Annotated in this window: 12 protein-coding genes; 6 read left to right on the top strand and 6 right to left on the bottom strand. The window is 58.4% G+C overall.

What is annotated here, in order from left to right; all coding sequences use genetic code 11:
* Positions 1–1,326 carry an MFS transporter gene (locus HMPREF1206_RS05355; RefSeq protein WP_222865698.1) on the bottom strand — a complete coding sequence of 442 codons (1,326 nt, stop codon included), beginning with the start codon at positions 1,324–1,326 and terminating at the stop codon, positions 1–3.
* 141 nt (positions 1,327–1,467) lie between these two features.
* On the opposite strand from HMPREF1206_RS05355, the gene HMPREF1206_RS05350 reads away from it, so the two are divergent.
* From HMPREF1206_RS05350 to nagB, 5 genes are all read left to right on the top strand, one after another.
* Positions 1,468–3,261, top strand: a complete 1,794-nt coding sequence (locus tag HMPREF1206_RS05350; protein ID WP_016422335.1) for an ABC-ATPase domain-containing protein — start codon at positions 1,468–1,470, stop codon at positions 3,259–3,261.
* A 96-nt stretch (positions 3,262–3,357) separates the two neighbouring features.
* Positions 3,358–4,146: a MerR family transcriptional regulator gene (locus HMPREF1206_RS05345; RefSeq protein ID WP_016422334.1), complete on the top strand. Its 789-nt coding sequence runs from the start codon at positions 3,358–3,360 to the stop codon at positions 4,144–4,146.
* Positions 4,147–4,367: 221 nt separating this feature from the next.
* Positions 4,368–4,535: a hypothetical protein gene (locus tag HMPREF1206_RS11280; RefSeq protein WP_016422333.1), complete on the top strand. Its 168-nt coding sequence runs from the start codon at positions 4,368–4,370 to the stop codon at positions 4,533–4,535.
* Positions 4,536–4,616: 81 nt separating this feature from the next.
* The gene (locus HMPREF1206_RS05335) at positions 4,617–4,928 is read left to right on the top strand and encodes a hypothetical protein (RefSeq protein WP_016422332.1); all 312 of its coding nucleotides are present in this window, start codon (positions 4,617–4,619) and stop codon (positions 4,926–4,928) included.
* A gap of 251 nt (positions 4,929–5,179) precedes the next feature.
* On the top strand, positions 5,180–5,965 hold the full coding sequence (nagB, locus tag HMPREF1206_RS05330; protein ID WP_016422331.1) for a glucosamine-6-phosphate deaminase: 786 nt from the start codon (positions 5,180–5,182) through the stop codon (positions 5,963–5,965).
* Positions 5,966–6,026: 61 nt separating this feature from the next.
* Here the strand turns inward: nagB and HMPREF1206_RS05325 are convergent, their stop codons facing one another.
* The gene (locus tag HMPREF1206_RS05325; protein WP_016422330.1) at positions 6,027–6,644 is read right to left on the bottom strand and encodes a cation transporter; all 618 of its coding nucleotides are present in this window, start codon (positions 6,642–6,644) and stop codon (positions 6,027–6,029) included.
* 45 nt (positions 6,645–6,689) lie between these two features.
* Between HMPREF1206_RS05325 and HMPREF1206_RS05320 the strand changes: the two genes are divergently transcribed.
* Entirely contained in the window at positions 6,690–7,775 is a 1,086-nt protein-coding gene (locus tag HMPREF1206_RS05320; protein ID WP_038628161.1) for a biotin/lipoate A/B protein ligase family protein, read from the top strand.
* 161 nt (positions 7,776–7,936) lie between these two features.
* Here HMPREF1206_RS05320 and HMPREF1206_RS05315 read toward each other — a convergent pair whose 3' ends face one another.
* From HMPREF1206_RS05315 to HMPREF1206_RS05300, 4 genes are all read right to left on the bottom strand, one after another.
* Positions 7,937–8,902 (bottom strand): ADP-ribosylglycohydrolase family protein, encoded by a 966-nt coding sequence (locus tag HMPREF1206_RS05315; protein WP_016422328.1) that lies wholly within the window; start codon positions 8,900–8,902, stop codon positions 7,937–7,939.
* A gap of 79 nt (positions 8,903–8,981) precedes the next feature.
* Positions 8,982–9,554 (bottom strand): histidine phosphatase family protein, encoded by a 573-nt coding sequence (locus HMPREF1206_RS05310; RefSeq protein ID WP_005511515.1) that lies wholly within the window; start codon positions 9,552–9,554, stop codon positions 8,982–8,984.
* Positions 9,555–9,603: 49 nt separating this feature from the next.
* Entirely contained in the window at positions 9,604–10,539 is a 936-nt protein-coding gene (locus HMPREF1206_RS05305) for a hypothetical protein (RefSeq protein WP_005511513.1), read from the bottom strand.
* Between the two features lie 128 nt (positions 10,540–10,667).
* Positions 10,668–12,251, bottom strand: a complete 1,584-nt coding sequence (locus HMPREF1206_RS05300) for a cation:proton antiporter family protein (protein WP_005511540.1) — start codon at positions 12,249–12,251, stop codon at positions 10,668–10,670.
* Between the last annotated feature and the right edge of the window lie 59 nt (positions 12,252–12,310).

Below are 12,310 nucleotides of genomic sequence, written 5' to 3'. Positions count from 1 at the left end.
CTAAGGCGTCACCTTGTGCGGCGCCGAGACTTCCTTCAGCCTGCTGGACATAGCGACACCAACCAGTCCCATTAGTGCCAGGAAGATTAAAGCTGCCGCAGGGCCGAAGCTGGCGATAACACCCGAAAGCGCACCGACGATGAGCAGGACAACGCCCATGATGGTGTTGGCTGCTCCGACATACTCGGTGCGCTTGTCGCCTTCTGCCATGTCCACAACATAGGTCGAACGAGCCACGCGAACACCGGCGTGGACGACGGACATCGCGAAGAAGCCGAGCGGGAAAATCCAAGCGTTCGCACCGGCGGAAAGCCAGTGAGCACTTGCGACCAACAAAAAGAGAACAATAGAACCGACCAGCGAAGAGTAGGTCAACACCTTCTTCGAGGATTTATCCGACCAGATTCCGGCGACTTTTCCACCAACCAAAGAGGCGAAGCCTGCGGCGAGCATGAAGATACCGACATTGGCGCTTACTCCCCCGCCGCTACCGTCAGAGGCTTCCAGATCAGCTCCCACCTGTGCACTTAGGGTTACGATGAACGACGTGGATAATGCTGTGACCAGCAACAAACTACGGACGATCACAAAGTCGCGGAAGTTCTTATCCTCTTTAAAGAGCCGCCAGGTGTCCTGCCACCAGGTTTTATTCGGTTCTTCCTTGTCCCCCTCGTTGGTGGGCTCAACAATCCCACGGAAAATCAAAACTGCTGCTACCCACGACAGTGCCGCAACAAAGATGAGCCCCGCCACGATTGGTTTGGTGACGTTGTCGCGGATAATCCACAACACTGCACCAACAATAATTGCGGCGACACCGCCCAACATCGCAGCTCGGCCACTAATCTGCCCGCGCTGCCCCTTCGGAATCGTGCGGCCCTGGACATCCTTTGAGGCCATCGAGCACAGGGCTCGGGCCGTCGCAAAGCCTGCAAGCGCGACGATGACAGCGACGCCGAGCGCGGTGCCTTCTAGGAACAACGCAGCCAGACCAATCAGCGCTGCTGCGATGGCTTGCCCCAAAGCACCAGCGATCCAGACGGTTGTGCGGCGCGGGCGAGATTTCACCCAAGGTGTGAGGGCGGCCTGCGGAAGCATCGAACCGGACTCGCGCACCGGCACAAGCATGGCGATGAAGAAGCCCGGCGCGCCAGCCGAATGCAGCAGCCATGGCAGCAGCGTCTTGGCCGCAACAATCTGGTCGCCGATATTCTGTAGTCCGTTCGCCCAGACGTAGCGCTTGGCATTCGCGCGGGCGTGTTTTTGCACCGACTCTGGGTTGTTCCCTGCGTCCGTGGGTTTGTCAGCTTCCGAGCTATCAGTCATGCCTCTCACGCTACCTTCCTGCAGCAACGGCGCTACCGCACACGGTCATTTGCCCCAGGCCGTTCCAGGAGCGAATCGCGCTGTCTCATCTGCCGCTACACTCGCGGGAAGAGCACCCAACTTCTCAACGAAAGTAGAAATATGCCCGCTGACCTTTATCGACGTCTCTCCAACCTCGATGGCAAGAGCTACGGCGCATACAAATCTCTTCGTGGCTCCCACGACCTGCCGGATCTGGACGCGACGCTGTTTGTCGACAAGGTCCAATCCGACCCTTACGCTCCAGCATCACGGGCACGCGTCCACATTCCGCTGTCAGTGCTGGACTATCGCGGAGCCTCCCGCTCACAACCCGGCAGGTTCAGCACGGCAGAGCTCGATTTGTTGAACCGCAGCCTCGTGCGAGCTTTTAAGAAGTATGGCCGCGGGCTGTTTATCGATTCTCCGGGGCAGCAGGTCTTGCGCCGAACAGCTGTCGCTGAGCTCCGTGGGGATGCGCACGACGTCGATAAGCATGATGATGCCCTCCAGATCTGCCTGGAAATCCAGCTGCCCGCCCGCGGCCGGCGCATTCTCGGGCGTGAGGCGGCGCGCTTGATCTGTGAGGATTTGTTGGACGCGCTTGACGACGCCATTGTAAACGCACCCATCGATGCGCTCGAGGCAGCCGCGGAATTGGAGTATGACCAGCTCTTTTTGCGCCGTGCGGTAGCGGACGCGGACCTGATTGGGTTTGTGACAGACGGGTCGGTGTTGCCCCGTCAGGCGGGCAATAGCCAGCTGCCGAAGCCCGGCGCGACTGCGTTTACCTCGCCGGAATCGTTGCAGCACAGTTTTCAGTTGCCGTCGGGTAAAATGGTGCACGGCATGGGCATTCCGCGGGGCGTGACGTTGATTGTCGGCGGTGGCTACCACGGCAAGTCCACGCTACTGTCCTCCCTGGTCACTGGCGTGTATGACCATGTCGCTGGCGACGGCCGCGAGTTTGTGGTCGCTGACGAGACTGCGGTTGCGCTGCGTGCCGAGGACGGCCGGGCCATCACTGGTGTGGATATCTCGCCGTTTATCAACGGTCTTCCCTCCGGTGATGACACGACCCGGTTTTCCACGGCGAACGCGTCGGGGTCGACCTCCCAAGCTGCGGGTCTGATGGAGGCGCTGGGTTCCGGTGCGCGCGTGTTGCTCATCGATGAGGACACCTCCGCAACTAACTTCATGATTCGTGATGAGCGCATGCGCCGACTCATCCCCGATGACCGGGAGCCGATTACTCCACTGGTCGCACGGGTCCGCGAGCTCTGGGAGGACCACGGGATCTCCACGGTCATCGTCGCTGGTGGTTCTGGTGCGTTCATCGATGTCGCGGACACCGTGATTGCTATGGATGCGTACACGCCTTACGACGTCACCGAGCGCGCCCGTGAGCTCCGAGAATCTGCCACTCCGGCTGCACCTTCGCCAGCTTTTGCGCAGATCGGTGAGCGTTTTCTGCAGGCTGACTTCCCTGCCGGTGAGAGCCGTGGTGGACATGGTGGTCGTGGTGGTCATGGGCATGGCAGTCGCGGTGGGCGCGGTGGTCGTGGCAGTCGCGGCGGGCGCGGTAGCGGCGCGAAACCGCCTAAGCCACCGCGTGCTCGTTGCCTCGAACTGATTCAGGTGGGCAAGGACAATCTTGACCTGCGCGCTGTCGGCCAATTGATGGATTCCTCCCAAACAGAAGCCATTGCCCGGATTCTGGGCGCCGTTGTAAAGCAGCTCGATGGACGTACTGACCTCACCGAGCTAATTCAGCGTGAGTACTACAACTTTTGTCATTCGCTCTTCGACGCGGCAGCTGCGTCTACCAATTCTGGTCATCTGGCGGAGCCTCGTTTCCAGGAGGTTGTGGCGGCAATCAACAGGCTTCGGCTCTTGCGGTCGGGCCCCGCAGATTGACAGTCGCGGGAACGGCACACCTACGGCTGCCGCAACTAACTTCTTCGACGGATTTCGGCGTCGGGTCTTGACCTTGACGCGACGTCAAACAGAAAGATGATTCCCGTGAGCAACAACGACAACGAGTACACCATCGGCGAGGCAGCCGAGCTCCTGGGCGTTACCACGCGCACGCTGCGACATTGGGATGCCATCGGGCTGCTCAGCCCGCAGTATCGCACGTGGTCCGACTACCGCCTCTACACCGATGAGGACATCGACACCGCGCTGGAGATCCTGGTCTATCGCGCCGCTGGTGTGCCGTTGAAGACTATCGAGGAGTTCATTCACGGCGATTCCTCCCCGAGAAGTCGGAAAGATCGTTTGCTCGCTCAGCGAACTGTTCTCACAGAGAAGATCGCTGACCTGCACCACATGGTGCAGTCTCTGGACAAACTGCTTGAGGAAGGACACACAATGGAAGCAAAGACGAAGGCAGAGCTCTTGGGCCGCGATTGGCAGAATCTAGAAGCCGAAGCTGAGGAACGCTGGGGCGACACCACCGAGTGGGAGCAATCCCAGCAGGCTCAGGAAAAGATGGACGACAGCGACTGGGCCGCTCTTGAGGCAGAGGCTAAGGATTTTGCCGATGCGCTTGCCGACGCTGCTGAGCGACACGTGGAGCCAGGTTCCGAAGAGGCGGCCGAGCTAGTTGACCGTCACTTGGCCTCTATTACCCGCTTCTACGAGGCCGGTCGAGAAAAGCAGATTCTGCTGGCTCGCATGTACGTCGCTGATTCCCGGTTTGACCGGTATTACCGCGGCAATGCTGGCTACCTGCTGGAGTTGATTGAAGCTCAGGCCCGTAAGGAAGGTATTGACCCGGCAAGTGCCGAGTGGCGGTAGGTAGCGCTAGACACCGGACGGCAGCCGTTCATCCAGGCCTTTCCACTCGGGACGAAATCCGCTTAGAATTGGCTCATGAAATTCATCGAAGCCGCAGACTTCACCGCTGATCGCCCGTGGGGTGCACTGAATGTTGTCACTATGACTGCGCCACAAGCGTCCGGCTCCACTGGAGCGATCAGCCATACAAGTGGCACATCAATGATGGCGAAGAGGTCTTTGTGGTTGTCGACGGAGCCGTCGACATGCACTACCGCGATGCGGGACAGGAATGCGTACGCACATTAACGCCTGGCACTATCTGTTTTGCAGAAGCCGGCGACGAGCATGTCGCGCACCCGCAGGGCGAGGCGCGCATGCTTGTCATTGAAAAAGAAGGCTCAGTCTAGCCCACAGCAACAGCAGCCGACAGTGCGCACTTCGGCATCCCCATAACTGCGTCATAACCCCGACTCGGGAAGGAATTAACTATGAAGTTCTCTCGCTCTCTCGCCGCTGTTATCATCGGCGCCGCTGCCGTACTTGGCTCCGTCGTGGCTTCCCCGACAATTGCACAGGCGATTAACTGCCCATTTGCTCCGGTGCACAAATACGAACAGCACCGTTTCTCAGGATCTTCGACTTCGGCCGATGCTTTCCAGGTTTGGTTTGACGGTGGCGTGTACGTTGAACCAATTGTCGAAACACTGGATTTGGTTGAGCTTCAGGTCAACGATACCCAAGTCGCTCAAGCTGGTGACATCATCTACAAGGACGAAGACGGCAATTTCTGGGTGAAGTAGCCCAGGGCCAGAAACAATACGCCCCCAACACACTCAGAGTAACGCCAACTGTGGCGTTGCCCTGAGTGTTTTTCGTTGCCCGGAAGAAGTTGATAAACAAGAAAAACAGAGTGTAATTACAGGAATTAACCAATGGCAGATTAACCTCGTCTGAATAGGGCTGTAGCGCCTAGCGTTGTGGAGTCACTAGAATTCTGCCCCGCCCCTTTTCATTTTCTGCCACGAGCCCTCGTTTTCTGGAGTGTTCCACCATGGAAATCATCATCGTCGATTCTGAGGCTGAAGTCGCGAGCATCGCTTCGGATTACCTCGCGCACTACGCCAACAAGGGTGCAAACCTCGGTGTAGCAACAGGATCGACCCCGCTTGCGACGTATCGGGAGCTGATTCGTCGCCATCGGGCTGGTGAAGTCACTTTTAAGGACTGCAGCTTCTTCGCACTCGACGAATACGTGGGCCTGCCCATCGAGCATGAGCAGAGCTACTACCACGTGATTCACAACGAGTTTTCCGATCACGTGGATGTCGACCCGGCGCGGGTCCATATTCCCGATGGTCTCGCAGACGACATTGGCGCTGCCTGCGAGGACTACGAACGCAAGATTATCGAGGCCGGCGGCATTGACATTCAGTTACTGGGCATCGGCACAAATGGGCATGTCGGTTTTAACGAGCCCGCCAGCTCTTTCGGTTCCCTGACTCGCATTAAGACGCTGCACCCGCAGACCGTGCTGGATAACGCCCGCTTCTTCGACTCCACCGAAGACGTGCCGTACCACGTGGTCACCCAGGGTCTTGGCACCATTTCACGTGCGGGGCACCTCCTGCTGCTGGCCACAGGTTTTGCAAAGGCGCATGCCATTGCCGCCTCCATCGAGGGCCCGCTGAGCGCTTCTATGCCCGCGTCCGTATTGCAGCTGCACCCACGGGCCACGGTTGTGATTGATCAGGCTGCAGCCAGTGAGCTGAAGAACAAGGAATACTACGAGTTCACCTACGCTCATAAGCCGCAGTGGCAGAAGGATATGTGGAAGTAGGCCCCAGCTGCCCCCCCCTACTATTGCCCTACCGCACCCCGCCACACACGACTAGTCTGCACTAGTCGTCGTCATCGTCATCCATCTCCAGCTCGGGGTCTTCGGCACGCGCCTGCTCGTAGACCTCCTTTGCGGCCGTGAGATTAATGACGCCGATGACAAGTCCTACGACGATGTCCGGCCATGCGCTGAACCAGAAAATGGTGACCACTCCAGCGGCGAGAATGAGCAGGTTCGCCAGGACGTCGTTACGCGCCGCCAACCACGCGCCGCGCATGAGCGCACTGTCGGCTTTGCGCAGGTTCATCAGCAAAATCGCGCAGACCAGGTTGATGACCATCGCAATAATCGCAGTCACCGACAGCGTTAGCGGCTCTGGCGGCTCACCGCTGATCATCTTCCAGATGGCAGTGCCGAACGCCGCAATCGCCGGAATCAGGATTAGCCCGGCAAGGCCGAAGCTTGCTTTACGACGGCTCGCCAGCGACCAACCCAATGCGGTGAGAACCAGCAGGTTCATGAGGAAATCTTCAAGAAAGTCTGCAGCGTCGGCGAACAGCGCTGCGGAGCCAATAATTGAGGCAACAATTAATTCAATGAAGAATCCGAGAAGATTCAGGCCTGCTACCCACGCAACAATTTTGCGGGCACGGCGATCCAAAGTCGATGAGGTAAACACGGGGGGGGGGCATCGTAACGCCCGGCACGAGTACCATCGAAACCCATGACCCCCGCACAGAAATTTCACTCAGAAATGAAGGTTCCCGGCGGCAAATTGGTTGTTGCCGACTGCGAGACCACAGGTGACACGATTTCGTCGATAAGCATTTCGGGCGATTTTTTCCTCGAACCCGATGAAGCCTACGACATTATTAATGACGCTCTCCTCGGTGCGCCTGCCGGGGACAATACGGAACGCCTACAGGCTCGCCTCGATGCGGCGCTGAAGGATTTTGAGGATCAGTCTGGCCGCGAGGTGCGACTGCACGGTTTTGATACCCACATCATTGCGCAAGTCGTTCGACGTGCACTGACACAGGCCGTCGACTTCACTGATTTGGAGTGGGAGGTTTTGCAGCCGGGTGTCCTGCCGACGGTGATGAATGTTGCGCTCGACGAGGTCCTTCTTGATCAAGTCAATTCCGGGCAGCGCGGACCGACTCTGCGTTTCTGGGATTGGGATGATCGTGCCACTGTGATCGGTTCATATCAGTCTTATGTCAACGAACTCGAGCCCGAGGGTGTAGAGAAGCACGATGTGCAAGTGGTGCGTCGTCTCTCCGGCGGTGGCGCGATGTTCATGGAGGGCGGCAACTGCGTCACCTACTCGATCTATGTACCAGAGAAGCTGGTCGCTGGTCTTAGCTACGTCGAATCCTATGAATTCCTCGACCGCTGGGTCATCGCTGCACTTGCGCAGCTCGGGGTCAATGCGTGGTATGTCCCCATCAATGACATCACCTCCGATGGCGGCAAGATTGGTGGTGCCGCACAGAAGCGCCGTGGCTCAACAGTGCTTCACCACGTCACCATGAGTTATGACATCGACGCTGACAAAATGATGGAAGTCCTGCGCATTGGCAAGGCCAAGATTGCCGATAAGGGCCTGCGCAGCGCGAAGAAGCGCGTCGATCCGCTCCGTCGCCAGACCGGTGCCAGCCGCGCGGAAGTCATTGACACGATGAAGCAGACATTCATCAACCGCTACGGTGCCGCCGAGGCATCGCTTTCCGATGAGGACTTCGCTGCGGCGCAGCATCTTATTGACACCAAATACGGCACGGAGGGCTGGACTCACCGAGTCCCCTAATGCCCACGCCAACTATCTAAATGAAGAAAATCTTCGGGAAAGAGAGTTAACTGGATAAAAAGTAAACCAAGGAGACTCGGCGTGGACGACGAGAAGAAACGGCGTCAAGTGGAAAGAAATCTGACGATACGTCCACTCATTAGTGAGTGCGTCGCCGAATATTAGCTCTCCATGCCCACCAGTTTCTCCGCCAACTCCGCAACATCGTTTGGGTGATACTGCGCGGGCCGGTTTCGCTTCGGCGAGCAGGAATCAATGACATCCCGCCACCGCTGCGGAATGCCGGAGGCCCCAAAGACGCCACCGAGAAAAGCACCAACAATGGCCGCGTTAGTGTCGGTGTCGCCGCCACGGCCAATGACTCGGACCAGAGAGTCCTCAAAGGTCGTGGTTTTGTCTTCTACCCGGCGCAGTTCTTCATGCAGTGCCCACAGCGCAAAGCGCAGCCATCCCTGATGCACCGAGAAATCCGGCTCCCCGCTATCCACCACGGCACCGCTGGCCTGCCACTCGGTTTCCCACTGCGCGCGCTGGGAAGCCAGCCACTCCATCAGCGCACTCACGCCAATGCCGCGGCGCGGCTGGTGGAGGCCGCCGCTGATGACGTCGGCAAGCGCGGATGCGTAACGTGAATTGGCCTCTATGCACACTGGGTGCGGGTGCGTGATGGCGGCGTCCTTGCGGGCGAGTTCGCCAGCACGTGCGGGGTTGCGCCAGTACACGATAGCCAGCGGTGAGATACGCATGAGCGCGCCGTTAGCCTGGGAGTTCGGGTTCGGCGCGCGCCGGAGCAACGCTGCCGTGGTGGCCTCTCCGATGTCGAAAGCGTCGGAGTTTGCCCAGCGCACATAGGACTCGCGGACATCGGCGGCATCGTAGCCTTCGCAGCGCACCAGTGAGCGTGCCAGCGCCAGCGCCATTTCGGAGTCATCAGTGGGCTGGCCGGCGGCGATGTTGTGGGTGCCGCCATCGGCAAGTTCACAGACACCGTGTGGGTAGCGCTGTGCAATCTCCTCGGCACTACAAAACTCCACTAGCGCGCCGAGGTTATCGCCGATGACCTGGCCATAGAGCACGCCGCGGGCACGGTCGACTACGCGGGCGAAAGCATCGGAATTGTGATTCACAGGCACCTCTTACAGAGCTTGACGGCGTTGGCGGCTTGAATGGCATCGGCGAATTCACCGAGACACCTGTACAACGCCGCTACAATCCCCGCGAGAGGTTCCAGCGCAGAACCGCAGGTCGGTCATGGTAGCGACCGAGCACGGACAGGGATGCGGTATTCAATGGGAAGGACTGGCCAAGTGCAATGGGCAGTTCCAACCAGGCTGTGGTGAGCGCACGCAGCGAGTGACCGTGGGCGAACAGAATCGCCTTGTCTTCGCCCGATTCACGCACCCTTTTCACCACTCGCTCAACTCGCTCACGGACTTCCTCCGCGGTTTCGCCATTGGGCACACCGTGAGTCCAAATCTGCCAATCGGGAACGGTCTTTTGCACTTCCTTCGAGGTAATCCCCTCGTAGTCGCCATAGAACCATTCCGCGAGATCCTCTTCGACCTCGAAGTCGTGGAACCCCGCCAATCGAGCGGTCTCCTGGGCGCGCTGACGGGGTGATGCCAGCACTAGCCCAAAGTCCTTCGGATCCAGCCAGCCGTTGAGGGCCTTGGCTTCTTCCCGACCGTTGTCAGTCAGCGGAAGATCAGTTACCGATGTGTGCTGCCCAGTGCGCGACCACTCAGTTTCACCGTGCCGCACGAGATATAAATCAGTCATAGTTCCAGCTTAGGCTTATTTGAAAATGCTGTTAGCCGCGGTAACCCTGCTAGCCCATCACGGGGTCACGGACTTCCAAGCCATGCTCCGGGTCCTCACACACCGTTACCGCTCCCAACTCCTCAGACCTCGCCGCCGTCGGAGAGCTACAGGTCCAGTCCCCTACTTGAGCGGTCAGGGTGTTGCCACCGCCCTCAGTGTCCTTGATTGCGTCGTACCGATCCAACACATCCATGGCCTCAGCGCAGGTCATCTCGCCCTTGACCACTTCCGCCAGACGATGGCCCTCCATGGCACCGCACATCATCGGCCCCTGAACAAGTGCATCCGTGCCCTGACTGTAGCCCCTCGCCGGCTCACTCCCCTGGGCCATGAGTTCCTCGACGGAATCGAAAACCTTGCCGGAGGTGCGAATATTCTTGTCCTTGCCTTCGATGGCAAAGGCCGCGTTATCCGACTGGCACACCAGCTTGTTCGCATCCGTCTTCGCACACGCAGCGGTGCCGAAGCTCGTCCATTGGCCGTCGTCAAGCTCTTCCTGAGCCGGCGGTACCCCTTCGACGAGCGTGTACGCGGCACCTGAAGTATTCAGCATGATTGCGCCCGGCGACTGTGGTGGGAACGGCGGAACCTCCACGTCGGGAATCGACGAATCAGCCTTACCGATGCACGTCACCGCGCCGTCTGAGTAGAAACACTCGCTCTTTTTCCCGTCTAGCGTGACGTAGAACGCCTTGATTCCGTTCTGGCTAAACCGCTGAACGTCAATTTTCTGGTAGGCGCTTTCATCAAATCCGATGCTGTCGACGCTTGTCCCCTTCGTCGGCGACGGCATCTTCGGATTATCGCCCTCGCTTGCCGACGTCGATTGCGACTGTACCTCACTCTGATCATTGTTGCTTTGTGATGCGGCGGCATCTTCGGAATCTGAAGATGAGCAGCCGACGAGAGTTCCGAGCATGACAACAGCAAGGCCCGCGGTCATCCGAAACATCGCACTGCGACTGGATCGAATAGGACTCGCGGGCATCTGGTTTTGGGTGACTGACATGAAATCAGCTTATCGCCGAACGAATCGGCTGGCTTGTTGTTTGCCGTATTTAACGGATGCGACTAAGACCGCTGCTTAAGCGTCTCCACTGCACGGTCGGCGAGCTCCTCGCCAGCACCGTCGTAGAGGTAGACGGCCATGTCGGCACCAACGTTGAGAAGCTGATCCTTAAACCTCTGCACCTTAGTGGTGGTAGCAACCACGGCTTCGGTGTCCTGCTTACGGATGTTCTGAATCATCGCGTAGGTCTCAGCGTGCTCAGACAGCGCCAACACGTACAGCGCTGGTTTCTTCTCCAACTCGATGTGGTGCCAGAGCTCTGGGTCTGTCACATCGCCTGGGATGACCTGGTAGCCCTGCTCGCGCAGCTCTTCGATGCGATCCTCGTCGAAATCAACACCGAAGACGTTCATGCCGTACTCGTTGACCAACCTGCCGTAGACACCAACGCCGACTCGCCCCATACCCATGATGAGAGCATCGGCGTTATCAATAATGACCTTTGCCTCTTCTGGCACCAGGCGGTCCTCTGGGGTTTCTGGGACGAACTTCTGCAGGAAGCTGACAATCTTGTCTTCGTGCGGGGCCATCAGCGAGCTGGCAATGAAGCTACCCGCCACGGCGACTGCCATAATCGAGGTCCATTCTTCCGGCAGAATGTCCTGTTGCGTCGCCGCCGCCATCACAATTAGGCCGAACTCCGAGTAGTTACTCAACGTCAGCCCCGCCAGCGCACTCGTGCGCAGCGACAGTCCCATGCGCTTGAGAATCCAGATGAAGATAGTGGCCTTGAACACCAGGAACAGCACCATAATCGCAGCGATGACGTAGCCGCCCGCGCTTGGCAGACCACCGAGACCAATCTCGATAAAGAACGCGACCAGCAGTAGCTCACGAATACTAATCAGTGCTTCCGACAGACGGTCAGAAATTGGGTGCGAAGACAGCAGAATACCGGCGACCAGGGACCCCAGCGAGCCAGAGAGCCCTGCCAGTTCGAAAGCCGAGTAAGAAGCCACTGCAATACCAATACCGGTGAGAACCAGCAGCTCAGTGCGGAACATGCGGTTGGGAAGCCGCGCCGCCAGCGGGCGAATGAAGAACAATAGTGGCAGCGCCAGCGCCCACAGCTCCGGGGTCTTACCCGACGATGCCACCAGCACGCCGACCGCAATGATGTCCTGCAGAATGAGTACACCAATCGCGATACGTCCGATGGCCGAAGCACCGCGGTTCTGCTCCTCCAAGTGGCTCATCACAAACACCGTCGACGAAAATGAAGTCGCGATGCCGATGTAAATTAGCGCGGTCACCGACAGTCCCGTGAGCTCACGCAGCGGCAAGAAACTGGCGACACCGAACAGCACGGCAAAAACTACCGTGTTTAAAAACGCGTGGCCAAGCCCCGAAAAGACCACTCGTGGCGCCACGATATCCTTCGGATTTAGCTTCAGACCGATTGTGAACAGCAAGGTGGTAACACCAAGCTCGGCCAGCGAATCAATGAACGGGATTTCCTCAAGCCCCATTGCATGAACGGCAAAACCGGCCCCAAGGAAACCAATCAGCGGCGGCAGCCGAAGCAACGACGCACCGAGTCCGCCGATAATCGAAAACAGTATTGCTGTTAGGTATACGGATTCCACCCATCAAAGATATCAGCTGACACTACCGATTGATGCAGTGGCTAACCATTAACAGATTT

It is taken from the genome of Corynebacterium sp. HFH0082 (genome assembly GCF_000411235.1).
Taxonomy (GTDB): domain Bacteria; phylum Actinomycetota; class Actinomycetes; order Mycobacteriales; family Mycobacteriaceae; genus Corynebacterium; species Corynebacterium jeikeium_D.
The sequence above is the reverse complement of the archived record's forward strand: the minus strand, read 5'-3'. Positions and strand labels throughout refer to the sequence as shown.

What these genes read in the sequence shown, in the direction of transcription:
- HMPREF1206_RS05355 (WP_222865698.1), bottom strand. Translation starts at nt 1,326, where the DNA reads ATGACTGATAGCTCGGAAGCTGACAAACCCACGGACGCAGGGAACAAC.
- HMPREF1206_RS05350 (WP_016422335.1), top strand. Translation starts at nt 1,468, where the DNA reads ATGCCCGCTGACCTTTATCGACGTCTCTCCAACCTCGATGGCAAGAGC.
- HMPREF1206_RS05345 (WP_016422334.1), top strand. Translation starts at nt 3,358, where the DNA reads ATGATTCCCGTGAGCAACAACGACAACGAGTACACCATCGGCGAGGCA.
- HMPREF1206_RS05335 (WP_016422332.1), top strand. Translation starts at nt 4,617, where the DNA reads ATGAAGTTCTCTCGCTCTCTCGCCGCTGTTATCATCGGCGCCGCTGCC.
- nagB (WP_016422331.1), top strand. Translation starts at nt 5,180, where the DNA reads ATGGAAATCATCATCGTCGATTCTGAGGCTGAAGTCGCGAGCATCGCT.
- HMPREF1206_RS05320 (WP_038628161.1), top strand. Translation starts at nt 6,690, where the DNA reads ATGACCCCCGCACAGAAATTTCACTCAGAAATGAAGGTTCCCGGCGGC.
- HMPREF1206_RS05310 (WP_005511515.1), bottom strand. Translation starts at nt 9,554, where the DNA reads ATGACTGATTTATATCTCGTGCGGCACGGTGAAACTGAGTGGTCGCGC.
- HMPREF1206_RS05305 (WP_005511513.1), bottom strand. Translation starts at nt 10,539, where the DNA reads ATGACCGCGGGCCTTGCTGTTGTCATGCTCGGAACTCTCGTCGGCTGC.